We start from the raw sequence: 26032 nt of genomic DNA on the forward strand, positions 1-26032 counted from the left end.
CTCCACCACGAGAGTAATTCCCATCTATCATGGTAATTGCAAACAATACGTACACCGGTAGAGGCCACGGGAGTAGTGCCTACCCCTGTTGGCTCTTTATATCGGTTTCCGGATATCTGGTGACGTGTTTCAGGTGTACTAGGCGCTTAAAATTCGGAGCGCAGCGTGCGCCGGGGGCCGAGCCGGTCCGGTCGCGGTCAGGTGCTGTCGGGGTTCGCGGGCGTCGTCGCGTCGGCGAGCGCGTCGCTGAGGAGTTTCTTTTCGGCCCGTCGGAGGTGTTCCAACACGGTCGGTCTGCTCACCTCGAACGCCGCCGCGATTTCCTCGACCGTGACGCCCCGCGGCCAGTCGTAGTAGCCGCGTTCGAGCGCGTAGCCGACGACCTCGGCCTGCCGCTTCGAGAGCCGCGTCGAGGGGCCGACGAAGGGTTTCAGCCGCCGGAGTTCGACGGTCCCGAGCGACCGGAGGCCCGAGATGATAGCCTTGAGGTCCGCCCGCCGGAACACGACCACGTCGAAGACGCGCGAGCGACCGTAGAACTGGCTCATCCGCTGGAGCATCCCGTGGTTCTCTCGGATGACGGGGAGCGCGCCGGACGACCGCTTGGTGATGAGCAGTTGGTCGTCGCCGACGAGTTCGAGGTCGCTGACGACCTCGCTGGCGGCGAGCCGGTCGGCCATCTCGTCGCGGTGCTCCCCGGCGTCGACGACGAAGCGGATGTCCGTCTCGCCGAGCACCTCGCAGTTCGTCACGACGACCGGCCCGTCGACGAGGTCGCTCACGTGCGACAGCACGTAATCCTCGTTCAGTTCGAGGAGGATGGTCGCGCGAAGCATCGCTATCGAGACCTCCGGCTGTCGGGGCTGGACGGGCGTCCGAGACGGTCCTGTTCGACCACGGCTACCACGCCGATACGTCGCCCGCGGATAATAGCTGTATCCCGAATCCCGAGGCGGACGCCCCGGCGTCCGCGACCCGCGCGGGTCACTCCTCGTCGGGCGACACCGTGATGACGGGAACCGGGGCGCTCCGAACCGTCCGCTCGGCGACGCTCCCGAGGAGAATTCTGTCGACGCCGCTCCGCCCGGTCGTCCCCATGACGACGGCGTGGATGTCGTTACCTTCGACGTACTCCCGAATCGCCTCGCTCGGCGAGCCGTGTTCGATGGTTTCCGCGAGCTTCGTGACGCCGTGTTCGTTCGCCTCCTCGACGACCTTCGAAATCGCCTCGTTCGCGCCGCGCTCGCTCTCCTCGCCGGAGAGCATCGACCGCACGTCGAACCCGAGCGCGGAGTCGTCGACGACCGAGAGGACGTGGACCGTCGCGTCGAGTTCGGCGGCGAGCGCGAGCCCGTGGCTCGTCGCCCGCTTCGTCGAGCGACTCCCGTCGGTCGGGATGAGGATGCGGTCGTAGGGGAACGTCAGCTCCTCGTCGGGCTTCATGCGGGCGGTGAGCACCGGCCGGTCCGACAGGCGGACGACCTTCTCCGTGACGCTCCCGCGAAGCTGTCGCGAGATACCCTCCCGACCGTGGGTCGGCATCACGACGAGGTCGTAGTCGTACTCCTCGGCGTACTCGACGATGGTCGGTGCGGGGTTGCCTTGTACCACGTCGGTCGAGTAATCGACGCCGAGGTTCTGGAGCGTCTCCGCCGCCTCCTCGACGACGCTCTCGCCCTCGCGTTCGAGCGCGTCGACCACGTCGTTCTCGACGACGGTGACGCTGTCGCGGGTCGTGTCGGCGACGAAGAGTAGCCGTATCTCCGCGTCGTCCCAGTGGGCGAGTTCGCTGGCGTGGTGGAGAACCGCGCTCGACGACGTGCTCTCGTCGACGGGCAGGAGGATGCGCTCGTACATGGCTTGTCATACACCCGGTCGCGGGTAAGTCCTTTCGCCGGGCGGCGTTCGCGGACCGCCCGCCGCCGGCGTCACGACCATCGGCGCGCCACACAGTTATCAGACGGCAGTGACAACCGAACGGTGATGGCACCGACGGATGAGTCACCTCGGGGCGGCGAAACGCGGCCGCGACGCAACCGGCGGCACCGACGCCAGCAGCGCGACGACGACGAGACCGGGGTCGACGCGTGGCTCGACGCGACGGTCTACTTCGGGCTCGGACAGCACCTGCTTCTGGCGCTGCCGATGCTCTGGGTCGCCTTCATGACCGTCTCGACCCCGGTGGCGGTCACGACCGCGGCCGTCGTCTCGCTGGCGGTCGCCTGTCTCGCCATCGGCGCGCTCCGGTTGGACGCCGTCTCGGTCGGCGCGCCGTGGCACCGAATCGAAGACAACGAAATCGGTCTCGGCCCCGACGCGGGCTACGGTTTTCTCGTCCGCCGGGCGGCCTATCTGAACGCGACGCTCGGCCTCGGGACGTTCCTCGGCGCGCGCGCCGACCTCGCCGGAGCGGGCTTCCTCGGCTCTGTCGTCGTCGCCGGCGGCGTCGCGCTCTGTGCGATGCTCGCGCTCCCCCGACTGCGCGCCGCGCCGGCCCGCACGTCGGCCGCGGCCGCCGGCGTCTACTACGCCGTCTCGCTCCTCGCGGTCGCGACGTTCCCCGGCGTGGCCGGCCTGTTCTCCCTGTCGCCGTCGGTCGCGCTCTGCGTGCTCGCAGTCGCGGTCGCCGCCGCGTTCGACGTGGCGACCGACCGGAAGCGTCGTTGACGGTCTGTCGGCTCCGCGGCCGTCGCACCGCCGTCCTCGGTCATCAACTTTTCAACCTCGCGCACCGACTCGTCGGGCATGACACTGATTCCGCGACCGGGATGCCCGCCCGAGGTGGCGCAGCGTGACTGACGCCGCGCTCGCCGCCGACGACGTGGCGGCGCTCCGAACGGCGGCCGACACCCTCCGCGGCCGACGCGAGGCGGTCGACGACATCGGCCGCGAGGAGCTTCGGACGCTCGCGTCCGCCGTCCGCGACGTGACGGGGATTCTCGACCGCTACGAGGAGCGGGCGACCGACGACCTCGAAGGCTACGTCGAGTTCCGCGAGGCGCTGTCGGACCGGCTGGAGGAGGTCCCCGCCGACGTGCGCCACAGCGACGCCTTCATCGACGCCAACGAGTCGCTCACGACCGGCATCACCTCGTCGCTGTCGGCGTCCGACTTCGAGCAGGCCAGACGCGAACTGGACCCAGCCCGCGAGGAGGCGGCGCTCCTCGACGAACTGGACGAGGCGAGAGACGACTATCGGAGCGCCCGCCGGCGACTGCGGGAGCGCGCGGACGAACTCGACGCGCGAATCGACCGCCTCGAACGCGTGCGGGAACTCGGTGAGGCCGACATCGACGCGCCGGTGGACGAACTCCGCGACCCCATCGAGCGGTACGACGACGCCGTGACCGAGGCGTTCGACCGGTTCCGCGCCAAGTCATCGGCCCGCGAGGTGCTCGCGTGGCTGGCGGCCGCCGAGTCGTACCCGCTGGTCGGGACGCCCAGTCCCCCCGAGCGACTGCGCGAGTACCTCGAAACAGCCGCCATCGGGGACGAGACGATACCCACGCTCGTCGAGTACGCCGGCTACTCGCGGTCGAAACTCGACCACTACGTGGACGACCCGAAGCGATTCGCCGCGGCCGTCGGGACGAACAAACGGTTTCTGGAGACGCTCGACGCCGACCCGCTGACCGTCTCGTGGCCGCCGGACCCCGCCGCTGAACTCCGCTGGCGGACGAAAGAACTCGTCGCCGTCGTGAGTCGGTTCGCCGCCGACGAGACGGTCGCCCGCGCCCGGGAGGTCCACGAACTGACGTACGAGGAGTCGTACGACCGCCTCCGCGACGCCGCGGTCGCCCGCGCGGAACTCACCGAAGACCAGCGTGAGCGACTCCAGCGGGGCGTCGTCGAAGAGGAGTTAGCCGACGCCCGCGAGGAGCGCGAGCGGGTCGCTGACTGCCTCGACGCGAATCCGCCGCTGGACGACTGAGCGTCGCCCGGGGCCGCGGCGGCGAGACCGGACGCCCGACGGCGACAAAAAGCACTTACCCGACTCGGCGGAACTCCCGGTAATGCGTCTCCGGAAACTCGCTCTCCTTCTCGCGGTCGTCGGTCTCGTCTGCCTCCCCGCGCCGGTGTACCTACCCGCGCTCGCGGACGCGACATCGCCGCCGCCGAAAGTCTCGAACTCGTACCGGGCCGAGACGGTCTCGCTTGCGAACCAGTCGGACATCGAGACCATCGTCAACCGGCACGGCCGTTCGGTCTCGATTTCGGTACATCAGGTGAGCCAGCGGTACTCGGCCGGCGAGTACCGCGCGCCGAACGAGACCCGCGGGACGCTGGAGGCGGCGATGCGGAACGGGACCGCCCGGACGACGGCGGCCGGCGCGCAAGTCGACCTCCGCGCCATCGCGCGGAACAACACGTACGTCCACGACGCCTACGGCGAGCGCGAGCAGTACTACCGGCTTCGCGTGCGAGAGAACGGCTCGGTCGTCACGGCGCGAAACGCCACGCTCCAGCGTGTTGCGAACACCACCGTCGAGCGGAGCGCGTACAGCTACGCGAACCTCTCGCCGGCGGCCAGGGGGACGGTCGACAGCATCCTCCGGAACTCCTCGGACGGGGACCTCGGCTACCGGCCGCGGATGAACGACGCCTTCGTGGACCGCCTCCCGGCGCTCGTCGAAAAAGAGGGCACGCGTTACAGCATCACCGCCTACACGCACGTCGACGACTTCGGCTTCGGGGCCGCGTTCGTCGTCGGCCTCGGCGTCGCGGGCGTCGGCGCGGTCCTGATTCTCGTCGGGGGCGCGGTGTACGCTATCGCGTGGTGGCGCGAGTAGCGAGAGAAAAGCGGGGTCGAACCGCGAGACTGCGGCGCGGTTCAGGTCAGTTCAGTTCGCGTCGAGGATTTCGACGTCGAAGACGAGCGTCTCGCCCGCGAGTTCGTGGTTGAAGTCGATGCGGACCACGTCGTCGTCGGCGTGGACGATTTCGCCGAGGCCGCCCTGCTGGGTCTGGACGTACAGGCCCTCCTCGGGCTCGTCACCGAGCACTTCGCGGAGCTGTTCGGTCTCGTGCTCGCGGACGAGGTCCTCGTCGTACTCGCCGTAGGCCTTCTCCGGCGGGATTTCGATGCTCTCCTCGTCGCCGACGGACATGCCGACGAGCGCCTCGTCGAGTCCCTCGATGACGGTTCCCGCGCCGACCTCGACCGCGAGCGGCTCGTAGTCGCGGTCGGGCTGGGCCTCCGCGAGACCCTCTGCCTCGGCCACGTCCTGACGCGACGTGTCGAAAACCGTGCCGTCAGGGAGCGTTCCGACGTATTCGAGCGAAACGGAGTCGCCGGTTTCAATCGTCATACCCCGTACTCGCTGCCGGAGACGGATAAGTGACCGCACTGCCGACGAGTATGTAATCTGGTTGTCAGAACGAGGCGCGCTCGTACTCTCGGCGCGCCACCGGAGCGCCTCAGAACAGTCGCCAGACGAGCGACCGGAGTTTGTAGCCCAGCGACCCGCGCTGGTAGCCGTTCCACCCGCTCATCCCGCCCGCGAGCGTCACCGCGTCGTACCCCTCCTCGCGGAGGAGACTCGTCGCCCGCTTGGCGACGATGCCCATCTTGCAGACGACGACCACGTCGCAGTCCCGCGGAATCTCGTCTAGCCGACCTCGAAGCGAGGCGTCGTCGCCCGACCGGAGGTCGTCGTAGACGGGGACGTTTCGGCTCCCGGCGGGTCCGTTCGCGTCGCTCACGTGACTCCCGTCGATTGCGCCGCGCCGGTAGTTCGACGCCGGTCGGATATCGAGGATGAACAGGTCGTCCCCGTCGTCGAGGCGGGCGTCAAGCTCGTCGGGACGAATCGTGGGCACAGGTCTCTCCACGTCGCTGGCGCGGAAAGCGCTGGCGCTTCCGCGTCCCACCCGCCGAGACCGACGCCGTAGCTTGAACACGGCGGTCCGCGTAGCGCCCGTATGGAGTGGGACGAACGCTACCGGACCGGAACGTATCCGACCGACCCGGAGCCGTCGCCGGTGCTGCGGGCGTACCTCGACGAACTGCCAGACGGCCGCGCGCTCGACGTGGCGGCCGGCAGCGGCCGTAACGCGCTGTTTCTCGCCGCAAACGGCTACCGAGTCGACGCGCTCGACCAGTCGAGCGAGGGGTTGAGCATCATCGACGAGCGCGCCCGGGCCCGCGGATTCACCGACCGCGTGGAGACGATTCGGGCCGACGCGACAACCTACGAGTTCCCCGAGTCGACGTACGACCTCGTCACCATCAGCTACTTCCGGACGCTGGACCGCCTCGCCGACATCAAGGCGGCGCTGAAGCCCGGCGGCGTCCTGTTCTACCAGCACCACCTGCGGGCCGACCCGCCCGCGACGGTGGGGCCGAGCACCGACAGATACCGCTTCGACTCGAACGAACTGCTCCGCGCCTGCCTCGACCTCACGGTGCTGTACTACGACGAATCGACCGAACCGCGCGACGACCGGCAGTCCGCGACGGCGACGATTATCGCGCGGAACACGCGGGGAGGGGCGCAGTCGTACCCGCGGAGCAGAGTTTATATATAATAATTCTGATAAAATATGTGCAGCGTGATCTGGGGAGAATCCGCTGTTGTACCGAGATGACAAGAAAAACTATATGTTGTTTCTAAATCCATCAGACAGAGATCCCCCACATAAATCCGGGTGAGAGACGTATCTAATGTGTCTTAAAAGACAACCCAGAGTAGAGTTACAACGTTTGGAAGTTTGAAAATTTATTGATATGAGTTGTCAAAACGAATCCGGGCTTCGACTCCAACTCTTTGTCCGCAATATGATAGAAATCGTATGTTAAATTACTCTCCCCTCGCCAGCCGTATCGGCACCGCAGTGAACCAGTATCACAGCCGGGTTCCTACGACGAAAGCTTCTTCGAGTCGGGGCGGGACTGAGCAGCGACCCTAACCGGATTGGCCGGTGACTGATTGGGTTGCGCGTCGAATCGCCTCCCGTGGCGGTACGCCAACGCCGCCGCGCCATCATTCGGTCGGCTCCGTCCGTTCAATTTTTATCGCTCGGAGACGGTCATACACGAATGACCGTGTTGGATTGGCTCGACGAGCCGCGCATCATCGACACGCACGCCCATCAGCCGACCGCGGAGTTCCTCGAAGACGCCGGCGGGGAGATGATGCAGGACGCGGCGAACAGGTTCGGCGCGGAGATGGAGACGTGGAGCTACGAGGAGATGATAGCCGAGTACCGCGAGCACAACATCGGGCGGGCGGTGCTCCTCGGGTGGGACGCCGAGACGAACACCGGAAACCCGCCGGTTCCGAACGACTACGTGGCCGAGGTCAGAGACGCGCACCCGGAGTTCTTCGTCGGCTTCGGGAGCGTGGACCCGCTGAAAGACGACTGCGTCGAGGAGGCGGTCCGATGCGTCGAGGACCTCGGTCTCTCGGGGTTCAAGTTCCAGCAAATCGCACAGGGGTTCGACCCGAGCGACGACGAACACAGGGCGCTGTTCGACGCCATCGAGGACCTCGGCGTGCCGGTCGTCTTCCACGGCGGGAACTCCACGCTCGGGGCGTGCTCGCCCGGCGGCCGCGGCCTGAAAATCAAGTACGGCGACCCGATGCTCATCGACGACGTGGCCGCCGAGCACCCGGACCTCCAGATTCTCATCGCCCACCCGGCGTACCCGTGGGAAAAAGAGCAACTCGCCATCTGCCAGCAGAAGGGCAACGTCTACATGGACCTCTCGGGGTGGCTCCCGAAGTACATCGACGAGCAGGTGCTCCACTACGCCAAGACCGTCTTGCAGGACAAGGTGATGTTCGGCACCGATTACCCGATGATTCGGCCGGGGCGGTGGTTCGAGTCCTTCGAGGAGCACTTCGACGCCTCCGAGGAGGTGAAGCGAAAACTCCTCTGGGAGAACGCGGAACGGTTCCTCGGCCTCGACTGAGAGGAGGACGACGAGGCGAGGCAGAACTGGCGGGTGAACGAGACGAAACGAGGCGAAACAAGACGGGACCGGCGTCCTCACTCAAACTCCGGCCGCCGTTTCTCTAAGAACGCGGAAACGCCCTCTTCGTGGGCGTCGGTGTCGTAGGCGAGCGTCTGGGCGTGGGCCTCGCGTTCGAGGCCGTCCGTCCACGACCGGCCGAGGTTCGCGTGTATCGCTTCTTTCGCCAGCGCGAGCGTCTCCGTCGGCTGGGCGGCGAGCGTCTCCACCGTCTCGCCCACGACGGCATCGAGGTCGGCGGGCTCGACCGCCTCGTTCACGAGGTCGAGTTCCGCGGCGCGCTCGGCCGAGACGAGTTTCCCGGTGAAGGCGAGTTCCTTCGCGGCGCGGAGGCCGACCAACCGAGGGAGCGTCACCGTCGCGCCCGCGTCGGGGACGAGTCCGACGTTGACGAACGACGCGCCGAAGCGGGCGTCGCGGGCGGCGTAGGCGAAGTCGCAGGCGGCGACGACGGAGGTCCCCGCGCCCACGGCGTCGCCGTTGACGCGGGCGACGACCGGCACCGGGGCGGTGAGAATCGCCTCGGCGACGCGGCCGAGGGTGCCGCGGACGCGCTCGTAGGCCTCCCGGGCGGTCTCGTCGCGCTCGGCCATCGCCCGGATGTCGCCGCCGGCGCTGAAGGCGTCGCTGTCGCCCGTTATCACCGCGGCGTCGAACGCCTCGGGAGAGAGCGCTTCGAGCGCCGCCGAGAGCTCTCGGGCCACGTCGGCGGTGAACGCGTTTTTCGCCTCGGGTCTATCGAACGTCACGGTCCGGACGCCGTCGGCGTCGTCGACTCGCATACCCGCGCTACGGGGACGCGGGGTAAATAGCCTCGCCGGCGAACCGGCGGGCGAGTCGAGCGAGTCGCCGCGGTTCCGGTTCACGCGAGCAGCGCCCCGAACACCGACTGTTGCGCCCGGCGGAGCCGTTCGAGGAACGCCGACTTGCTGATTCCGAGTTCGTCCGCCACGTCCCGAGCCGTGATACTCCGGGGGAGGTCGAAGTACCCCATCTCGACGGCCGCCCGGAGGGCGGCTTCCTGCGCGGGCGTGAGGTCCCACGCTCGACCGATGGGCGATTCCTCGTCCGCCCGAAGCGGGTAGATGCGCTGGAGTTGGATACCGACGGTGCCGCCGGCCGTCTCCATCACGCCGCGGAGTACGTCGTAGCCGACGACCGCCCCGCGCATCGTCGCGCCGCCGTCGTCGTACCGCATCGACTCGACGAGGAAGCCGGCGTCGACGAGCTCGTGGACGACGCAGGGGTGTTTCGAGAGACAACGGAAGGTGTACGTGTCGTCGCCGCGGGTGACGTGGAGGTAGCGGATGGCGTCGTCGTCGTCGAGGGCCTCGGGGAGCCGGTCGTCCGCGGGAGCCGAAAAATGAAGCAGGACGTTGCCGTCGGCGCGGAGTTGCGGCGCGTTCGCATCGACCGCGACGGGGACCGCGTCGGTCGCCCGTGCCAGCGGGCAGTCGTCGCCGTCGATGCGAAACTCGGCCACCAAGCACTCCGCTATCATCTGCGTGTGGGTACGCGACAGTGATATAAAAAGGCAGGCCATGGACGGGTCAATTCGTAAGTAGTTATAGATTATAGTTCCTGATAGACCAATGGACCTCGAAACCGTCAAAGAACGGGCGGGCCCGCGGCAGTTCGCTCCGAAAGACGACATGCCGGAGGAGTACCGCAAGGCCGCGACGCGGATGATTCAGTTCCACGCGAACAGCGAGGTGATGGGCGGGTACCTCGAAAAGCCGTTCATCCGGCAAGCGCCGAGCATCGACCGAAAGCTGGCGTTCTCGGCGAAGGTGCAGGACGAAATCGGCCACGCGCAACTGCTCTACCGCGCGGCCGAGTCCCTCGGCATCAAGACGCGCGACGAGATGCTGGACGAACTCGCCCGCGGCGACGGCAAGTTCCTCAACTGCTTCCACTACCCGATGGAGTCGTGGCACGAGGTGCCGATGATAGCGTTCTTCGTCGACGGCGCGGCCATGCACCGGCAGGCGACGCTCAAGAACACGTCGTGGACGCCGTACGCCCACGCGATGGACAAAGTGTGCTTCGAGGAGGGCTTCCACGTCAAACACGGCGAATCCATCCTCTCCGAGTTGATGAACGGGTCGAAGGCGACCCAAGAGAAGACGCAGGCTGCCTTCGAGACGTGGTGGCCGCGCATCATCCAGTTCTTCGGCCCGACCAACGACAAGTCCGTCCACAACGACTTCGCGCAGGAGGTCGGCCTGAAGACGAAGTCCAACGACGAACTTCGCGACACCTTCCTCGACACCTACGTCCCGAAAGCGGAGAAGTACGGCCTCGTCGTCCCCGAGTACCCGCGCATCGAGTACGACGAGGAACTCGACACCTACCACGTCAACGAGGACGACCTGAACTGGGACGAGTTCTGGACCATCGCCAAGAACGCCTCGGACGGGAGCCACGAGCAGATTAACTCCCGCGCAAAGGCGCAGGCGGCGGTCGAGTGGGTGCGCGAATCGATGCACAGTTGGGAGGGCGCGTCGGGGGCCGAAACCCCGCAGGCGGCGGACTGAGAACCATGATTTGGGAAGTGTTCAGACAGGACAAACCGGGAGCGTACCACAAACACTGCGGCAACGTCCACGCGCCGGACCGCGAGTTGGCGCTCCAGTTCGCGGCCGTCCAGCACGGCCGACGGATGAAGACCCACAGCCTGTGGGTCGTTCCGCACGACGAAATCGGTGAAATCGACGCCGACGAGACGAGCTTCGGCGGGACGACCGACAAGACCTACCGCTGGGCCACCTCGTACACGGACATCAAACCCGCCGCGCCGGAAGTCGCCGAAAGCGAGGCCGAGCAGGCCGACGTGGAGAAATCGCTCGAGGCGGACAGCTAACCATGCCCGACGCCCTCAATCCCGAAGACCTCGACGCCGAACAGCGCGCCGCGCTCGAAGAGCTGCTGTTCCGCCTCGCGGACGACGAGTACGTCCACGGCGAGCGCCTCATCGAGTGGCAGATTTACGCGCCGACGCTGGAGTCCGACCTCGCGTTGGCGAACGTCGCACAGGACGAATTCGGCCACGCCCGCCTGTGGTACGACCTGCTCGAAGAACTCGGCCACACCGAGGCGGAACTCATCTGGGAGCGCCCCGCCGACGAGTTCAGACACGCCACGCTGGTCGAACTCCCGTTCGCGGAGGGCGACTGGGCCGACGTGGTCCTTCGGAGCTACCTCTACGACGCCGCCGAGCGCCTGCGCCTCGACGCGCTCGTCGACACCAGCTACGCGCCGCTCTCCGACCGCGTCGGGAAGGTGCTGAGCGAGGAGCGCTACCACCTCGAAAACGCCCAGAGCTGGCTCGACCGCCTCGCCGAGGGCGACAGCCGCGACCGCGTGCAGGACGCGCTCGACCGGCTGTTCCCCCACGCACTCTCGCTTTTCGTCGAGCCCGAATACGAGGACGCAATCGTCGACAACGGCTTCCGGACGATGTCCACCGCCGACCTCCGCATCGAGTGGCTGGAGACGGTCATTCCGTACCTCGAATCGCTCGGGCTCGACGTGCCCGAACCCGACGAGGTCGAGCGCCCGAGCGCCCGCGGTCGCGACGGCACCCACACCGACCACTGGGACGAACTGGCCGCGGAGTTCCGACGGACGTACGAGGAGCTCGAAGCGCCCGAACCAGCGCGAATCGGCAGGGAGCGTGTCTGACGTGAGCGCCGACGACGGGGCCGACGCGACCGCCTGCGGCTACACGGAGTACGTCGACGGCGAGGTCCCCGAGGGCTTCCCGAAGACGGGCGTCGGAGCCACGGGCGTCGAAGCCGACATCTGGGACGCCCTCTACGAAATCGAGGACCCCGAGATGCCGGTGAGCATCGTCGACCTCGGCCTCATCTACGACGTTCGGGTCGTCGAGCGAGAGGGCGAAGACGGCGAGACGAAGACGCTCGGTATCGTCGAGATGACGCTGACGTACACCGGCTGTCCGGCGCGCGACTACCTCGAAAACGACGTGCAGTGCGCGATTCTGGCGGCCGGCGTCGACGAGGCGTCCGTACGGCTCCGGTTCACGCCGGAGTGGACCGTCGACATGGTGACCGAGGCGGGCCGCGAAGCCCTCCGCGAGTTCGGGCTGGGGGTGTGAGCGATGCGCCGCTTCGACCCAAGCACCGAGACGACGGGCGAAACGTCGGGCGCGGAGTGCCCGTACTGCGGCGGCACGAACACCGTCCGCGAGCACCCGAAAGGGCCGGGACTGTGCCGGTCGATGCACTTCTGTAACGACTGTCAAGAGCCGTTCCAGCGGTTCGAATAACGTCGGCGGAGCGACCGGAGAAGAGCGGTTTTTTTTTCGAACGGCGTCCGCGGAGCGCCGAGGCGGTCACTCCGGGGACGGCGGGTCGAGGGCAGGAGCGTGCAGCGGAGTGCGGGGAGAGGGCCGAGCCGTTCAGCGAATTGCGAGCCGAATTCGCGGGCGAATCAGCCGAGGTTGAGGTTCACGTTCTTCGCCTGTGTGAACTCGCGGACGGCCTCGGCTCCCTGCTCGCGGCCGTGACCGCTCTGTTTCGTGCCGCCGAAGGGCGTCTGCGGGAACGTGACCGGGTACTCGTTGACGCTGACCATCCCGTAGTCGAGCGCGTCGGCGACGCCGTGGGCGCGAGAGAGCCCCTCGGTCCAGACGCCGGCGAGAAGCCCGTACGGCGAGTCGTTGGCGAGTTCGATCGCCTCCGTTCGGTCCGAGAACTCGGTGACGACGAGGACCGGGCCGAATATCTCCTCGCGGGCCACGGTCATGTCGTTCGTCACGTCGGTGAGAACCGTCGGCTCCACGAAGTAGCCGGTGTCCTTGTCCTCGGGAACGCCCCCGCCGCAGGCGACGGTCGCGCCCTCCTCGACGCCGAGGGAGATGTACTCCAACACGTCCTCGCGGTGGGACTCGCTGACGACCGGCCCCATCCGGCCGTCGTCGATGCCGGAGCCGAGCGGGGTCGACTCGGCGCGCGCGACGACGCGCTCGACGAGGTTGTCGGCCACCTCCTCGTGGACGAGCAGGCGCGACCCGGCCCAGCACATCTGGCCGGCGTTCATGAAGATGCCGTAGTGGACACCCTTGGCGGCGGCGTCGAGGTCGGCGTCGGGGAAGACGACGTTGGGGCCCTTCCCGCCGAGTTCGAGCGTGACCCCGGTCACGTTGGCCGCGGCGTCGGCCATGACGCCCGTGCCGACGTCGGTGCTGCCGGTGAAGGTGACGTGCGCCACGTCGGGGTGCGACGCGAGCGCCGACCCCGCCTCGGACCCGCGACCGGGAACCACGTTCACCACGCCGTCGGGGAGGCCTGCTTCCTCGGCCGCGAGGCCGTAGTAGAGCGCCGAAAGCGGCGTCTGACTGGAGGGCTTTACCACCGCCGTGTTGCCGCAGGCGAGCGCCGGCGCGAGACTGCGCCCCGCGAGTTGGAACGGGTAGTTCCACGGGACGATGTGTCCGGTGACGCCGAGCGGTTCGCGGGTCGTGTAGTTGACGCGCCGGCCGGGGACGGGGTTGTACTCGCCGGTCACCTTGTCGGTCCACCCGGCGTAGTAGCGGAAGGTGTCGACGACCATCTGGACCTCCATACCGGCCTCGAACGGCGTCTTGCCGTTATCGTGGGACTCGACGAGCGCTATCTCGTCTTTCCGCGCCTCGATGAAGTCGGCCATCGCGCGCAGTTTCTCGCCGCGCTCGGCCGCGCTCGTGGTCTCCCACTCGCCGCCGCGAGCGCCCGCCGAGTTCGCCGCCCGCACCGCGGCGTCGACGTCCGCCTCGCCCGCGCGGGCGACCTCGGCGTACGGCGCTTCGGTCGCCGGGTCGCGCGTCTCGATGGTCTCGTCCGATGCCGCGGCTACCCAGTTCCCGTCGATGTAGAGACCGGTCGGGCCACTGTATTCCATTACGAAATACCCTTTTCGCGCATAATATTAACTATTGTTGATTACTAACTCTGCGGCGGGCGGAGAACTCAACCGGTTTTGTAGACTCCCCTCGCGGTCGCCACGTGATTCCCGTCCGTCGCGTACACGTCCACGTCCACGGTTCCCACGTCGCCGCCGAGTCGAACCACGTCGGCCTCGGCGCGGAGGTCACCGGTCCCCGCGTTGAGATAGTCGATTCGCATATCGATAGTCGGGACGGGCTGGTCGACCTCGCTGACGAGCGCCGCGCCGCCGACCGTGTCCGCGAGGGTGAACGTCACGCCGCCGTGGGCCATCACCCGGTCGGCGTTCCACGACAGTTCCTCGCGCATCTCGACGCGACCCTCCGCGTGCCCGTCTGCGACCTCGGTGACTTCGACGCCCAACAGCCGCGCGAACGGCATGCTCTCGAAGAACTCCTCGATGTCCATGCCGCTAGTTCGCACAGGTCCGTTAAGTTCGTTTCGTCGGTCGGCCCCGGCCGGGCGGCCGACGAGACGCCGAGGGCCGTCAGTCGGCCATCGAGACGCCGAGGTACCGGTCGAGCACCTCGTCGGCGGCCGCGACCTCGTCGGCGGGGCCCTCGTGGACGACCCGGCCCTTGTCGAGGATGTAGACGTAGTCCGCGGCGTCGAGGGCGACCTGTACGTTCTGTTCGACCAGGAGGATGGTCGCGCCGTCGTCGTTCAGTTCCTCGATTTTTCGCTGGACCTGCTTGACGACGGCGGGCGCGAGCCCTTCGGTCGGTTCGTCGAGCAACAGGAGGTCCGGCGCGGAGACGAGCGCTCGGGCGATGGCGAGCATCTGCTGTTCGCCGCCCGAGAGGTTCGCACCCCGGCTGTTCCGGTGGCGCGCGAGGTTCTCGAACTCGTCGACGATGGCGTCGACGGTCGGTTTTTCGGCGTCTCGACGACCGCCGATGCGGCCGATTTCGACGTTCTCGGAGACGGTCAGGCCGGGGAAGACGCGGCGCTCCTCGGGGACGAGTGCGATGCCCTCGCGGGCGGTCTTCTCCGGCGACAGCGTCGTGATGTCCGCCCCGTCGAAGGTGATAGTCCCCTCAGACGGCGGGACGTTCCCGAGGATGCTCCGGAGCGTCGTCGTCTTGCCGACGCCGTTGCGCCCGATGAGCGTGACGACCGACCCGCGAGGCACGTCGAGGTCGATGCCTTGCAGGACGCGGGTCGACCCGTAGCCCGAGACGAGTCCGCGGACGGACAAGAGCGGGTCGTCGCTCACGTCTCGACACCCCCGAAGTAGGCCTCGCGGACCTCCGGGTCCTCCGAGACGGCCGCGGGCGTCCCCTCGGCCAGTACCTCGCCGCGGTGGAGGACCGTGATGCGGTCGGACACCCGCATCACGAGGTCGATGTCGTGTTCGATGAGCAGGAGCGTCCGGTCCGACAGCACCTCGTCGATGAGGTCCATCGTGGCCCGCGTCTCCTCGGCGCTCATGCCGGCGGTCGGCTCGTCCAGAAGCACCATGTCGGGGTCGGTGGCGAGCACGATGGCGATTTCGAGCCGGCGCTTGTCGCCGTAAGCGAGCACGTCCGCGGGTTCGTCGCCGCGGCCCAAGAGACCGGAGCGGTCGAGCACGCGGTCGGTGTGCTCGTTCACGTCGTCGAAGGCGTCGCTTCGCCGGAGGTACGCTTCGACCGGCGTGAAGCCGCCTTCGCGGGCCGCCTGCGCGGCGAGGCGGACGTTCTCGCGGACCGTGAGCCCCGAGAAGACGTTCGTGATTTGGAACGACCGGCCGAGGCCGCGGCGCACGCGCTCGTGCGGCGGGAGCGCGGTCACGTTCTCGCCGTTGAACGTCACGGTGCCGCGGGTCGGCCGGAGCGCGCCGGTCAGGAGGTTGAACGTGGTCGTCTTGCCGGCCCCGTTCGGGCCGATGAGGCTCCGGAACTCGCCGCGTTCCACGTCGAGGGTCACGTCGTCGACGGCGACGAGCTTTCCGAACTCCTTCGTCAGGTTCTCGGTCCGCAGTATCGGGTCACTCACGGCGGTCTACCTCCGGGTCGGTGACGCCGGCCTGTTCGCCGACGCGGTCGCGGAACCGGCCGCCGACGGCCGATTCGAAAAGCGGGTGGTCCGCCACCGTCCGCGGGAGCGACACGAGCCCCCGCGGCACGAAGATGACGAACAGGACGAACAGCACGCCGATGACGAGCTGCCACTGGTCGATGTACGACGAGAGCACGTCCTCCGCGGCGACGAAGACGCCCGCGCCGAGCATCGGCCCGTAGAGCGTTCCCATGCCGCCGAGGACGGTCATCACGATGACCTCGCCCGAGTTTATCCAGTGGAGGAACGACGGCGCGACGTAGCCGTTGTTGGCGGCGAACAGCCCGCCGGCGAGCCCCGCGAGGCCGCCGGAGACGACGAAGGCGCGGCGCTTGTAGGCGGTTACGTCGTAGCCGATGAACGAGGCGCGCTCTTCGCTCTCGCGGATGGACTGCAACACCGAGCCGAACGGCGCGCGGATGAGGCGGCGGGCCAGCAGGTACGACCCGACCACGACGGCGAGGAGGAAGTAGTACTGGACGACGCCGCCGTCGAGGACGAACGGACCCAGGGGGACCGCGAACTCGCCGGGGTCGACGCCGAGGCCGGCGAGACCGTAGAACGCGTCGACGCCGAACAGGCCGTCGGAGCCGCCGGTGAAGTCGAACTTGAACACGGCGTTGTAGAACAGCTCCGCGAACCCGAGAGTTATCATGGCGAAGAACACCCCGGACACGCGTATCGAGAGGTAGCCGACGCCCCACGCGATGGCCGCGCAGACGGCGACGGCGACGGCGAGCGCGACGAACACCGACGGCGAGAGGTGCATGAGCGTGAGAACCGAGGCGTACGCGCCGACCCCGTAAAACAGCGTGTGACCGAGCGAGACGAGGCCCGCGTAGCCGAGCACGAGGTCGAGGCTGAGCGCGAACAGCGCCCAGATGAGGATGTCTTCGAGGAGCGTCACGGAGTAGGTGACGCCGGTCACCTCCGCGAGAAGCGGGACGACGAGGAGCGCGCCGACGCCGGCGTAGCCGAGTTTCGCGCGGGTCGCCGCGGACAGCACGCCGCCGCCGGAGCCGTGGAGGAGCGCGCCGTCGTGGTGGTCGCCCGCGCCGACGCTCGTGCCGAACAGCCCCGTCGGCTTGACGACGAGCACGGCAATCATGAGCAGGAAGACGATGAGTCCCTCCAGGAACGGCGCGTACGTCCGGGCGAACGTCTGGACGAGACCGACGAACAGACCGCCGACCACGGCCCCGCGGAACGACCCGAGGCCGCCGAGAACGACGATGACGAACGCCGGGATGATGACCGAACTTCCCATCGTCGGGCTGACGTTCTGGTACGCGCCGAGGACGATGCCGGCGACGCCGGCGAGCGCCGCGCCGAACCCGAACGTCAGGGTGTAGTAGCGGTCGATGTCGATGCCGAGGGTGCGGACCATCTCGCGGTCCTCGGAGCCGGCGCGGATTATCATCCCGAAGCGGGTGCGGTTCAACAGGAGCCACGTGCCGAGCGCCAGCGCCGACCCGAAGACGATGATGCCGTAGTTGTACAGCGAGTAGTTGAACCCGAACAGCGCGACCGGCTGGTCGAGAATCGAGGGGATCGGAAACGGCTGGGCGGACTTGCCCCACACCGACGTGATGAGGTCGTTGACGATGAGGACGAGTCCGAACGTCAGGAGGATGTGGTACAGCGGGTCGCGGCCGTACAGCCGCTTGACGGTGAGCCGCTCGATACCCATCCCGACGACGCCGACGAGGAGGGGCGCGACGACGAGCGCGACCCAGAAGCCCGCGCCGCCGAGGGGGCCGGCGATGGCGAACGCGAAGTACGCGCCGAGGGCGAACAGCTCGCCGTGGGCGAAGTTGATGACGTCCATGACGCCGAAGATGATGGAGAGCCCGGCAGCGAGCAGGACGTACACCATCCCGACGACGAGCCCGTTGAGGACCTGCTCGGCGACGGCACTAGCGACCGACATGCTAGAGCGAGCAGCCGAGTTCGCCGCAGTCGGGGAGCGCGTCCGCCCCGGCTATCATCCCGCCGAGTTCGACGGTCGCGGGACCGCTCCCGCCGTCCGGCGCGACGAGTTCGCCCGGCCACACCGGGTTCGTCGCCTGGTGGTCGCAGTCGCGGAACTGGTTCGCCCCGAGAATCGTGTCCATTTCGAGGCCCGGGAGCACCTCTTTGACCTCCGCGGGGGCGGTCGACCCGGCCTCCGCGATGCCCCGCGCGGTCATCCGAACGGACATGTACGCGGCCCGCGCGAAGTTGTCCGGCAGGGAGTCGTACTCGCTCCGGTAGGCCTCGACGAACGACTGGTTGTCGCCCGTTTCGAGCGTCGGCAGGTAGCGGACCCCGCCGTAGGTGCCGTAGGCGGCCTCGCCGAGCGCGCCGCGGACGACCGAGAACGTCATCGTCGGCGACATGAGGTTCACGCTCTCTTTGAGCCCCTGACTCGCCGCCTGCTTGACGAAGTTGATGAGGTCGCCGCCGGTCATGCCGAGAACGGCCACCTCGGCGTCGGAGTTGGCGATTTGGCTGACGTAGGAGTTGTAGTTGGTCGAGCCGAGCTGCGAGCGGCTCCGGCCGACGACTTCGATGTCGTGGCCGTCGCGCATGCGACGCTCGACGCGCTGCATCACCGACTCGCCGTAGGCGTAGTCTGCGATGTGGAACCACACCTTGGTGCCGAGGTTCTCGGCGGTGTAGTCGGAGACGGCTTCGGCCATCTGCGCCGTGTTCGTCTCGGCGCGGAACACCCACTCGTTGCAGTTCGACCCCGTGATGGGAACCGCGGCCCCGCCGGGGTTGTAGATAATCTCCTCTTCGGCCGCGAACTCGTTGAGCGCGAGCGCGACGCTGGACGATATCGCGCCCATGAGATACGACGCCCCGTCCTGTTCGACGACGGACTGCGCCTTCCGCCGGCCGGTCGAGGGGTCCGCCTCGGTGTCCTCGTAGACGCCCGTTATCTCCACGTCGATGTCCGCGTTCTCGTTGACGTGCCGTATCGCCAACTCGGCCCCGTTCCGCTGGCCGACCGCGAGACCGCCGTACGGGCCGGTCATCGGGCTAATCACCCCGTAGGTGATGGCGTTCGACCCGCCGCCCCCGCCGCCGCCGAGACAGCCGGCGACGCCCGTCAGCCCGGTCACGCCCGCCAACCCAGCCGCCTGTACGAACCGTCGCCGCGACGGACGCGGCCGTGCGCCGCTGTCCGCTGAACAATCGTCTCTCATGGTGTGTATGTTCACATGTAACATGAAAAACTTCACGTTTAAATGTTTGCGTTATGCCGACGACGAGAACGTCGCGTTCGGCCCTGAGCCCCCGGTTCGGTCCCTCAGGCGAGTCGCGGTCGGACCTCGTCGCCGAGTCGGCGGACGGACTCGACCATCCGGTCGGTGCCGATGCCGGGGTGGTAGGTGCGGAAGATGAAGTGGATGTCGTCGCCGAGCGCGCCGCGGTAGCGGTCGAGCTCCGCGACCACGTCGTCGGGCGTGCCGAAGATGGCCTGTGCTTTGAGCTCCGCCCGGCGCTCGTCGGACAGTTCGGGAACCTCGTCGCCGGAGAATATCTCGGCGTACCGGCGCTGGAGGTAGAGGTAGCCGTCTCTCATCGCGTCCCACGCCTCGGCCTTCGAGTCGCCGACGAAACCGTGTTGGAGGACGTATATCGTGAACTCACCGTCGAGTCCCTCGGCCTCCCGGACGCTCCGGATGTCCTCGACGCGCTTGCGCACGCCGTCGAGGGAGAGCGACGACGGCGCGCACCACGCGTCCGCCGTCCGGGCCGCCCGGCGAACCGCGGGCTTGGCCGCGCCGCCGAGCATGAGGGGCACGTCGTGTGCCGGTTTGGGCGTCACGTCGACACCGGTCGCACCCTCGTGAAACGGCGACTCGTGCGCTATCGGGCCGTCTGACCACGCGTCGCGGAGGAGGGAGACGGCGTCGGCGAGGCGGTCGACGCGCTCGTCTCGCGGAACGCCGAAGGCGTCGAACTCGCGGGGGTTCGAGCCGATTGCGAGGCCGAGCGTCGTTCGCCCGCCCGAGATGAGGTCGACCGTCGCCGCGTCCTCCGCGAGCCGAATCGGGTCGTACAGCGGCGCGAGCGCGATACACGTCCCGAGTTCGACCGACTCGGTCGCCGCCCCGAGCGCCCCGAGCGCGGGCATCGTCCCCGAGAGGTAGCCGTCCGGCATGAAGTGGTGTTCGGACACCCACGCGCTGTCGAGGCCCGCGTCGTCTATCTCCCGCCCGAGCGTCAGCATCTCGTCGTACAGGTCGGCCATCGCCCGGTCGTCGTCCGGCCGCCGCTGGCAGGTGAACAGTCCCGTCCCGAGTTTCATGACTCTGAGTTCGTACCTTAGCTATTAATAGTTAGGAACACCGAGTTCGTCGGAGATGAGTCCCGACGACTCGGCACCCTCGGATTCGACGACTGCGACCGCGACCGCGACGGAGCCAGCGCCGCCGGCCGCGCGCGTCGACCACGTGGGAATCGCCGTCGAGGACGTCGAGGCCGCCGAGCCGACGCTGTGCGCGCTCGGCTGCGAGCGCGTCCACCGCGAGACGGTCGCGGACGGCTCGTTCGAGTGGGCGACCTACGTCCTCGGCGACGCCTCCAGAATCGAACTCGTCGCGCCCGTCGACGGGGAGTCGTTTCTGACGACCTTCCTCGACGAGCACGGCCCCGGCCTCCACCACGTCACGCTGGAGGTGTCGGACGTCGACGCGATGGTCGCCGCCCTCGACGCCGCGGGCGAGCGTGTCGTGGGGTACGCGGTGGAAGACGGCTGGACCGAGGCGTTCGTCTCGCCGCGAAACCCGACCGGCGCGCTCTTTCAGTTGATGGAGTACCACGACGACTACGGCGAGAAGGGGGCCGACGACGCGTTGTTCGTCCGCGGCGAGCGGTTAGATTCGTGAGTCTCCGGGTCGGGGAGCCGCCTTACTCCGCGGCCGACTTCGTCTTGATGAGAAACTTCATGTCGCCTTCGAGGACGACCGTGCCGTCCTGCTTCGTCATCTCGATTTCGAGGACGACCAAGCCGGCGTCGTCGCGGCTCCCGAGGTCCTTCCGCTCCGAGACGACCATCGTCTGCGAGAGCGTGTCACCGATGAACACCGGGTTCGGCAGGTCCATGTAGTTCATCCCGAGGAAGGCGATGGCGGTGCGCTCGACGATGCCCGACCGGTACACGAAGCCGGTCGACTGGACGAACGTCATCGGCCCGTGGGCGATTCGCTGGCCGAACTGGGTGTCTTCCGCGTACTCGCTGTTCGTGTGGAGTTCGGTCCAGTCGCCCGACAGCGCGGAGTACATCATGAAGTCCGCCTCGGTGACGGTGCGACCGACGCTCTGGAACTCCTTGCCCTCCTCGAAGTCCTCGAAGTAGTGCGGTTCGTAGCTGTATGCCATACCTCACCGTCACCGCCATCAGATAAAGTAGTTTACATACCTATCTTTCCTGACAGTCGGTGGCTACTTGGGGAGCGCAGGACGACGTGTGGTCGCATGTCGGAGCAAGACGACTACGCGGAGATACGGGAGCGCGCCTCGAACGACCCCTACTGCGGGCGCGTCGGCATCGACCTCGCCGAGGTCGATGACGGGTACGCGGAGACGACGCTGACCGTGGCCGAAGACCACCTGAACTTCCACGGGACGCCCCACGGGGGCGCGGTGTACAGCCTCGCGGACGCGGCCTTCGCGGCCGCCTCGAACAGCCACGGCGACGCCGCGTTCGCGCTGGAGACGAACATCTCGTACCTCGCGGCCGCCGAGGTGGGCGAGACGCTCCGCGCGGTCGCCCGGGAGACGCACCTCGGGGGACGGACCGCGGAGTACGAGGTCATCGTCTCCGGCGGGGACGGCGAGCGAATCGCGACCTTTCGGGGGCGCGTCTACAAGCCCGGCGGTCGCTGACGACGCGCGTTACTGGCCGCGGTGGTCGTAGACGCGCTGGACCTTTCCGACCTCGGTGCGCGCGATGTCGCCGTACTCGACGAGGTGCAGTTCGTCGGGCGTAAACGAGAGCACGTTCGAGAGCCGCTTTTGAATCCGCCCTTCGAGGTCCGACAGCGACCCGTCGAACTCCTCGACCAGTTCGACCGTGATTTCGACCCGGTCGAGGCTCCCCTCGCGGCGGAGGTCGATGCGGTAGTGCGGCGCGATTTCGTCGAACTCGAGGACGACCGACTCGACCTCGCTCGGGTAGAAGTTCACGCCGCGAACGATTATCAGGTCGTCCGACCGGCCCGTGATGTTGTCCATGCGGACGCAGGTTCGGCCGCACTCGCAGGTGTCGTAGTCCAGCGTGGTCAGGTCGCCCGTCCGATACCGGAGGACAGGCAGCGCGTCCTTCGCGAGGGTCGTCAACACGAGTTCTCCCTCCTCGCCCTCCTCGACGGGGTCGCCCGTGTTCGGGTCGACCACCTCGGGGTAGAAGTAGTCCTCCCAGATGTGCAGGCCGTCCTGCGCTTCGCACTCGACGGAGACGCCGGGGCCGACGATTTCCGAGAGGCCGTAGATGTCGATGCCGGTCACGCCGAGTCGCTCTTCGATTTCGTTTCGCATCGGTTCGGTGCAGGGCTCCGCGCCGAAGATGACCGTCCGAAGCGGCAGGTCGCGGATGTCGATTCCCATGTCGTCTGCGACCTCGGCGAGATAGAGCGCGTACGACGGGGTACACGCGATGACGTCGCTTCCGAGGTCGGAGAGCAGTTCCACCTGTCTTTGGGTGTTGCCGCCGCCGATGGGGATGACCGTCGCGCCGAGTTCCTCGACGCCCTGGTGGAGGCCGAGACCGCCGGTGAACAGGCCGTAGCCGTAGGCGTTCTGGACCACGTCGTCCGAACCGACGCCGGCCGCGACGAGACACCGCGCGACGGCCTTGCTCCACACGTCGAGGTCCTCGCGGGTGTAGCCGACGATTTTGGGCTTGCCGGTCGTGCCCGACGACGCGTGGACGCGAATCACGTCGTCCATGTCGGCCGCGAACATCCCCGTGGGGTAGTGGTCGCGGAAGTCCTCCTTCGTCGTGAACGGTAGTTTCGACAGGTCTTCGACGCTCTCGATGTCAGCGGGCGAGAGTCCGGCCGCGTCGAACGTCTCGCGGTAGAACTCGACGTTCTCGTACGCGTTCCGAACCGTCTCCCGCAGGCGACCGTCCTGCACCTCGCGGAGTTCCTCCCGCGAGGCGGTCTCCGTGCTATCGAATACCATATATGTTTGAACCCGATGATAGAATATGATAAAAATGATGCGGTCGCCCGACCGCACTGCGGGGCGAACCTATTTCGCGAGGGATACGTAATCGACTATCATGCGAGACGCATACATCGTCGGAGCGGGCCAATCGAAGTACGGCGCGTTTCCGGACGAGAGCTATCGGTCGCTGTTCGCGACCGCGTTCGAGGAGGCGCTGGGGAGCGCCGGCGGCGTCGATGCGGCCGATATCGACGAGGCCGTCGTCGGGTCGCTGGGCGTCGGCGGTCGGCAACTCGGCTTATCGGGACCGGCCGTGACGGAGCACGTCGGCCTCCACGGCGTCCCCTGTTCCCGAATCGAAAACGCCTGCGCCGCGAGCGGCTACGCGGTCAGACAGGCGGTGCAGGCGGTCAAAAGCGGGATGGCGGACGTGGCCCTCGCGGGGGGCTACGAGGTCATGACCGACACGAGCGGCGACGTGGCGAAGTACTGGCTCGGCGTCAGCGGCGAGACGGAGTGGGAGCGGCTCACCGGGACGACGTTCGCGGGCGTCTACGCCCAGATGGCCTCGGCGTACCTCGACGCCTACGACGCCTCGCCGGACCACTTCTCGAAGGTCGCGGTGAAGAACCACGCGAACGGCGCGAAGAACCCGAAGGCGCACCTCGGCTTCGAGTGCTCGCTGGACGACGCGCGGAGCGCGCCCGTCGTGGCCGACCCGCTGAATCTCTATCACTGCTGTCCGACCTCCGACGGCGCGGCCGCGGTTCTCGTCGCCAGCGAGGGCGTTGCCAACGCGTGCGACGACGCGGTCCGCGTCGCGGGCGTGGGTGCCGCCTCCGAGCGCGTCGGCCTCTTCCAGCGCGACAGCTACACCGCCGTCGAATCGTCCGAGCGGGCCGCCGCGGCCGCCTACGAGATGGCCGGTCTCGGCCCCGACGACGTGGACTTCGCGGAGGTCCACGACTGCTTCGCCATCGCCGAACTGCTGGCGTACGAGGACCTCGGCTTCTGCGAGCGCGGACACGCGCCCGAACTGGTCGACTCGGGGGCGACCGAACTCGGCGGCGACCTGCCCGTCAACCCCTCCGGCGGCCTGAAATCGAAGGGCCACCCCATCGGCGCGACGGGCGCGGGGCAGGTCGTCGAGGCGTTCAAACAACTCACCGGGCGGGCCGGTGACCGGCAAGTCGCGGGCGCGAGCGTCGGCCTCACCCACAACGTCGGCGGGTCGGGCGGTGCCGCCGTCGTCCACGTCCTCGAAGGAGGCGCGCTATGAGCGCCGACGACCCGACTCGGACGACCCTCGGAATCGCCGGGGTCGGCGCGTACGTCCCCCGACTGTACCTCCCCGCGTCGGCCTACCGCGAGGCGTGGGACAACGGCGGCGCACCGGGCGTCGACCGGGTCGCCGTCGCCGACGCCGACGAAGACACACTGACGATGGCGACCGAGGCGGGCCGGCGCGCACTCCGCGCGGCCGGGGTTGACGCCGGCGACATCGACCACCTCGCCCTTGCGACCACGACGCCGCCGAACGACGAGGAGGAAATCGCGGTCCGGCTGGCCTCGCTCCTCGGCGTCGACCCGTCGGTTCCGACCCGGCAGTTCGGCGGGAGTACCCGCGCCGGCGCGGTGGCGCTGGCGGCGACGGTCGAGGCGACACAGAACGTGGGTGACGGCGCGAGCAGTCCGAGGCTCGTCGTCGTCACCGACAGCCCGCGAGGAGCGCCCGAAAGCGACGAGGCGGCCGGTGCCGGGGCGGGGGCGACCGCGCTCGTCCTCGCCGAAGACGGACCGCTCGTCGTCGACGCCGTGGGCGAGTTCGGTGACCCCGCACCCGGTACGCGGTTCCGAGGGTTCGGGAGCGCCGAGACGGAGTCCATCGGCGTCACGCAGTACGAGCGCGACGCCTACACGCGAGCGGTCGCCGGAGCGGTCGAGGCCCTCGGCATCGACACCACGGAACTGAACCCAGACGCCGTGGCCCTCACCGCGCCGGACGGGAAACTCCCGTACCGCGCGGCCAACGCGCTCGACGTCGAACCGGCGCGAATCGCGGCCGGGACCGTCGTCTCGCGAACCGGTGACGCCGGGGCCGCCGGGCCGATTCTCGGACTCGCGTCGGCGCTCGACTCCGCGGGCGACGCGGGAGCCGACGAGTCGGGCGGCCGGTCCCCCGCGACCTCGGTACTCCTCGTCGGCTACGGCGGCGGCGCGGGGGCGACCGCGCTCGCGCTCAGCACAGAGGCGACAGACACCAACGCCGCCGCCAGTTCCGTCGTCCCGGTCGAGGCGGTCCTCGACGGCGACGTGGAACTCTCGTACGCGGAGGCGCTCCGGCGGCGCGGGACCATCACCGGCGGGGAGCCGGCTGGCGGCGGTGCGTACGTCAGCGTGCCGACGTGGAAGCGGACGATTCCGCAGCGACACCGCCTCGTCGCCGGCGAGTGCGCCGAGTGCGGCGCGCTCTCGTTCCCACCGGAGGGCGCGTGTCCCGACTGCGGGTCGCTCGCGGGCTACGACGACGTGACGCTGCCCGGAACGGGAACCGTCGAGGCCGCGACCGCCATCGGACAGGGGGGCGCGCCGCCGGAGTTCGTCGAGCAACAGCAGCGGGCCGGGTCGTTCCCGGTCGCCGTCGTCGCCTTCGACGGGCCGGGCGGCGAGGGCGGCGAGACCGACGAGCGAACCGTGAGCGCGCCCGCACAGGTCGTCCACTCGCCCGCCGGAACGCCCGCAATCGGCGACCGCGTCGAGGCCGTCCCGCGCCGCATCTACGAGCAGGAGGGCGTCGTCAGGTACGGCTTCAAGGTCGTCCCGGCCGAGGCGCGGCGGGAGTAATCGGTCGGGGGCGCGGGAGCAGAACCGGGTCATCGACACCGAAACGAGGGCAAACGATTAT

29 protein-coding genes are annotated in these 26032 nt (G+C 68.2%); 14 read left to right on the forward strand and 15 right to left on the reverse strand.

Translation table 11 applies throughout. The features are described 5' to 3' along the window. Nucleotides 1–197: 197 nt before the first annotated feature. Both DVK03_RS17465 and DVK03_RS17470 read right to left on the reverse strand, forming a co-directional pair. On the reverse strand, nucleotides 198–836 hold the full coding sequence (locus tag DVK03_RS17465; RefSeq protein ID WP_004064449.1) for a helix-turn-helix domain-containing protein: 639 nt from the start codon (nucleotides 834–836) through the stop codon (nucleotides 198–200). A 148-nt stretch (nucleotides 837–984) separates the two neighbouring features. Further along, a complete protein-coding gene (locus DVK03_RS17470) occupies nucleotides 985–1857 on the reverse strand; it encodes a universal stress protein (RefSeq protein WP_115803732.1) in 873 nt (290 codons plus the stop codon). Nucleotides 1858–1983: 126 nt separating this feature from the next. On the opposite strand from DVK03_RS17470, the gene DVK03_RS17475 reads away from it, so the two are divergent. The 3 genes from DVK03_RS17475 to DVK03_RS17485 all read left to right on the forward strand — a co-directional run bounded on the left by DVK03_RS17475 (nucleotide 1984) and on the right by DVK03_RS17485 (nucleotide 4790). Continuing rightward, entirely contained in the window at nucleotides 1984–2667 is a 684-nt protein-coding gene (locus tag DVK03_RS17475) for a hypothetical protein (protein ID WP_115803733.1), read from the forward strand. A 124-nt stretch (nucleotides 2668–2791) separates the two neighbouring features. Beyond that, nucleotides 2792–3931 (forward strand): hypothetical protein, encoded by a 1140-nt coding sequence (locus DVK03_RS17480; protein WP_115803734.1) that lies wholly within the window; start codon nucleotides 2792–2794, stop codon nucleotides 3929–3931. 82 nt (nucleotides 3932–4013) lie between these two features. Continuing rightward, a complete protein-coding gene (locus DVK03_RS17485) occupies nucleotides 4014–4790 on the forward strand; it encodes a hypothetical protein (protein WP_115803735.1) in 777 nt (258 codons plus the stop codon). A gap of 51 nt (nucleotides 4791–4841) precedes the next feature. On the opposite strand, the gene DVK03_RS17490 is transcribed toward DVK03_RS17485, so the two are convergent. Together DVK03_RS17490 and DVK03_RS17495 are read right to left on the reverse strand one after the other, a co-directional pair. Next, on the reverse strand, nucleotides 4842–5309 hold the full coding sequence (locus tag DVK03_RS17490; protein ID WP_004064439.1) for a peptidylprolyl isomerase: 468 nt from the start codon (nucleotides 5307–5309) through the stop codon (nucleotides 4842–4844). Between the two features lie 109 nt (nucleotides 5310–5418). Continuing rightward, nucleotides 5419–5820: a rhodanese-like domain-containing protein gene (locus tag DVK03_RS17495; protein ID WP_115803736.1), complete on the reverse strand. Its 402-nt coding sequence runs from the start codon at nucleotides 5818–5820 to the stop codon at nucleotides 5419–5421. Nucleotides 5821–5922: 102 nt separating this feature from the next. Between DVK03_RS17495 and DVK03_RS17500 the strand changes: the two genes are divergently transcribed. Both DVK03_RS17500 and DVK03_RS17505 read left to right on the forward strand, forming a co-directional pair. Further along, nucleotides 5923–6528 carry a bifunctional 2-polyprenyl-6-hydroxyphenol methylase/3-demethylubiquinol 3-O-methyltransferase UbiG gene (locus tag DVK03_RS17500; protein ID WP_006600952.1) on the forward strand — a complete coding sequence of 202 codons (606 nt, stop codon included), beginning with the start codon at nucleotides 5923–5925 and terminating at the stop codon, nucleotides 6526–6528. 511 nt (nucleotides 6529–7039) lie between these two features. Next, complete coding sequence (locus DVK03_RS17505; protein WP_115803737.1) at nucleotides 7040–7915, forward strand: amidohydrolase family protein; 876 nt, start codon at nucleotides 7040–7042, stop codon at nucleotides 7913–7915. 77 nt (nucleotides 7916–7992) lie between these two features. Here the strand turns inward: DVK03_RS17505 and DVK03_RS17510 are convergent, their stop codons facing one another. Together DVK03_RS17510 and DVK03_RS17515 are read right to left on the reverse strand one after the other, a co-directional pair. Beyond that, nucleotides 7993–8757 carry an enoyl-CoA hydratase/isomerase family protein gene (locus tag DVK03_RS17510; RefSeq protein ID WP_115803738.1) on the reverse strand — a complete coding sequence of 255 codons (765 nt, stop codon included), beginning with the start codon at nucleotides 8755–8757 and terminating at the stop codon, nucleotides 7993–7995. Nucleotides 8758–8837: 80 nt separating this feature from the next. Next, nucleotides 8838–9476, reverse strand: a complete 639-nt coding sequence (locus tag DVK03_RS17515; RefSeq protein WP_115803739.1) for a helix-turn-helix domain-containing protein — start codon at nucleotides 9474–9476, stop codon at nucleotides 8838–8840. Nucleotides 9477–9567: 91 nt separating this feature from the next. Here DVK03_RS17515 and paaA point away from each other — a divergent pair, with 91 nt between their 5' ends. From paaA to paaE, 5 genes are read left to right on the forward strand one after another with little or no spacing between them, the layout of a single operon-like run. After that, nucleotides 9568–10512, forward strand: coding sequence for a 1,2-phenylacetyl-CoA epoxidase subunit PaaA (gene paaA, locus DVK03_RS17520; RefSeq protein ID WP_004040858.1), 945 nt, complete (start codon nucleotides 9568–9570; stop codon nucleotides 10510–10512). A 5-nt stretch (nucleotides 10513–10517) separates the two neighbouring features. Continuing rightward, nucleotides 10518–10838 carry a 1,2-phenylacetyl-CoA epoxidase subunit PaaB gene (gene paaB / locus DVK03_RS17525; protein WP_115803740.1) on the forward strand — a complete coding sequence of 107 codons (321 nt, stop codon included), beginning with the start codon at nucleotides 10518–10520 and terminating at the stop codon, nucleotides 10836–10838. Nucleotides 10839–10840: 2 nt separating this feature from the next. Continuing rightward, on the forward strand, nucleotides 10841–11659 hold the full coding sequence (gene paaC / locus DVK03_RS17530) for a 1,2-phenylacetyl-CoA epoxidase subunit PaaC (protein ID WP_115803741.1): 819 nt from the start codon (nucleotides 10841–10843) through the stop codon (nucleotides 11657–11659). After that, nucleotides 11652–12095 (forward strand): 1,2-phenylacetyl-CoA epoxidase subunit PaaD, encoded by a 444-nt coding sequence (gene paaD, locus DVK03_RS17535; RefSeq protein ID WP_115803742.1) that lies wholly within the window; start codon nucleotides 11652–11654, stop codon nucleotides 12093–12095. The genes paaC and paaD overlap by 8 nt, the downstream gene beginning before the upstream one ends. A gap of 3 nt (nucleotides 12096–12098) precedes the next feature. Then, nucleotides 12099–12266 (forward strand): 1,2-phenylacetyl-CoA epoxidase subunit PaaE, encoded by a 168-nt coding sequence (gene paaE, locus DVK03_RS20150; RefSeq protein WP_004040862.1) that lies wholly within the window; start codon nucleotides 12099–12101, stop codon nucleotides 12264–12266. Nucleotides 12267–12430: 164 nt separating this feature from the next. Here paaE and DVK03_RS17540 read toward each other — a convergent pair whose 3' ends face one another. The 7 genes from DVK03_RS17540 to DVK03_RS17570 form a co-directional block, all read right to left on the reverse strand. Further along, the gene (locus tag DVK03_RS17540) at nucleotides 12431–13879 is read right to left on the reverse strand and encodes an aldehyde dehydrogenase (RefSeq protein ID WP_115803743.1); all 1449 of its coding nucleotides are present in this window, start codon (nucleotides 13877–13879) and stop codon (nucleotides 12431–12433) included. A gap of 68 nt (nucleotides 13880–13947) precedes the next feature. Next, on the reverse strand, nucleotides 13948–14331 hold the full coding sequence (locus DVK03_RS17545) for a PaaI family thioesterase (protein WP_004040864.1): 384 nt from the start codon (nucleotides 14329–14331) through the stop codon (nucleotides 13948–13950). Nucleotides 14332–14410: 79 nt separating this feature from the next. Further along, nucleotides 14411–15139 (reverse strand): ABC transporter ATP-binding protein, encoded by a 729-nt coding sequence (locus DVK03_RS17550; protein ID WP_006600957.1) that lies wholly within the window; start codon nucleotides 15137–15139, stop codon nucleotides 14411–14413. Beyond that, on the reverse strand, nucleotides 15136–15900 hold the full coding sequence (locus DVK03_RS17555; protein WP_004040866.1) for an ABC transporter ATP-binding protein: 765 nt from the start codon (nucleotides 15898–15900) through the stop codon (nucleotides 15136–15138). Before DVK03_RS17555 ends, DVK03_RS17550 begins: the two co-directional genes overlap by 4 nt. Then, a complete protein-coding gene (locus DVK03_RS17560) occupies nucleotides 15893–17893 on the reverse strand; it encodes an ABC transporter permease (protein ID WP_115803744.1) in 2001 nt (666 codons plus the stop codon). Before DVK03_RS17560 ends, DVK03_RS17555 begins: the two co-directional genes overlap by 8 nt. Nucleotide 17894: 1 nt before the next feature. Further along, complete coding sequence (locus tag DVK03_RS17565; RefSeq protein ID WP_004064418.1) at nucleotides 17895–19079, reverse strand: ABC transporter substrate-binding protein; 1185 nt, start codon at nucleotides 19077–19079, stop codon at nucleotides 17895–17897. A gap of 179 nt (nucleotides 19080–19258) precedes the next feature. After that, a complete protein-coding gene (locus tag DVK03_RS17570) occupies nucleotides 19259–20263 on the reverse strand; it encodes an LLM class flavin-dependent oxidoreductase (protein WP_115803745.1) in 1005 nt (334 codons plus the stop codon). A gap of 55 nt (nucleotides 20264–20318) precedes the next feature. Between DVK03_RS17570 and DVK03_RS17575 the strand changes: the two genes are divergently transcribed. Next, complete coding sequence (locus DVK03_RS17575) at nucleotides 20319–20843, forward strand: VOC family protein (RefSeq protein ID WP_115803746.1); 525 nt, start codon at nucleotides 20319–20321, stop codon at nucleotides 20841–20843. 22 nt (nucleotides 20844–20865) lie between these two features. On the opposite strand, the gene DVK03_RS17580 is transcribed toward DVK03_RS17575, so the two are convergent. Continuing rightward, nucleotides 20866–21336: a MaoC/PaaZ C-terminal domain-containing protein gene (locus tag DVK03_RS17580; protein WP_115803747.1), complete on the reverse strand. Its 471-nt coding sequence runs from the start codon at nucleotides 21334–21336 to the stop codon at nucleotides 20866–20868. Nucleotides 21337–21432: 96 nt separating this feature from the next. Between DVK03_RS17580 and DVK03_RS17585 the strand changes: the two genes are divergently transcribed. Then, nucleotides 21433–21843, forward strand: coding sequence for a PaaI family thioesterase (locus DVK03_RS17585; RefSeq protein ID WP_115803748.1), 411 nt, complete (start codon nucleotides 21433–21435; stop codon nucleotides 21841–21843). Between the two features lie 9 nt (nucleotides 21844–21852). On the opposite strand, the gene paaK is transcribed toward DVK03_RS17585, so the two are convergent. Next, complete coding sequence (gene paaK / locus DVK03_RS17590; protein ID WP_049916571.1) at nucleotides 21853–23142, reverse strand: phenylacetate--CoA ligase PaaK; 1290 nt, start codon at nucleotides 23140–23142, stop codon at nucleotides 21853–21855. A 100-nt stretch (nucleotides 23143–23242) separates the two neighbouring features. On the opposite strand from paaK, the gene DVK03_RS17595 reads away from it, so the two are divergent. Together DVK03_RS17595 and DVK03_RS17600 are read left to right on the forward strand one after the other, a co-directional pair. Continuing rightward, nucleotides 23243–24406, forward strand: a complete 1164-nt coding sequence (locus DVK03_RS17595; protein ID WP_008606546.1) for a thiolase domain-containing protein — start codon at nucleotides 23243–23245, stop codon at nucleotides 24404–24406. Further along, nucleotides 24403–25971, forward strand: coding sequence for a zinc ribbon domain-containing protein (locus DVK03_RS17600; RefSeq protein ID WP_115803749.1), 1569 nt, complete (start codon nucleotides 24403–24405; stop codon nucleotides 25969–25971). Before DVK03_RS17595 ends, DVK03_RS17600 begins: the two co-directional genes overlap by 4 nt. The last annotated feature ends 61 nt before the right edge of the window (nucleotides 25972–26032 follow it).

It is taken from the genome of Haloferax sp. Atlit-109R (assembly GCF_003665865.1).
Taxonomy (GTDB): Archaea; Halobacteriota; Halobacteria; order Halobacteriales; family Haloferacaceae; genus Haloferax; species Haloferax volcanii.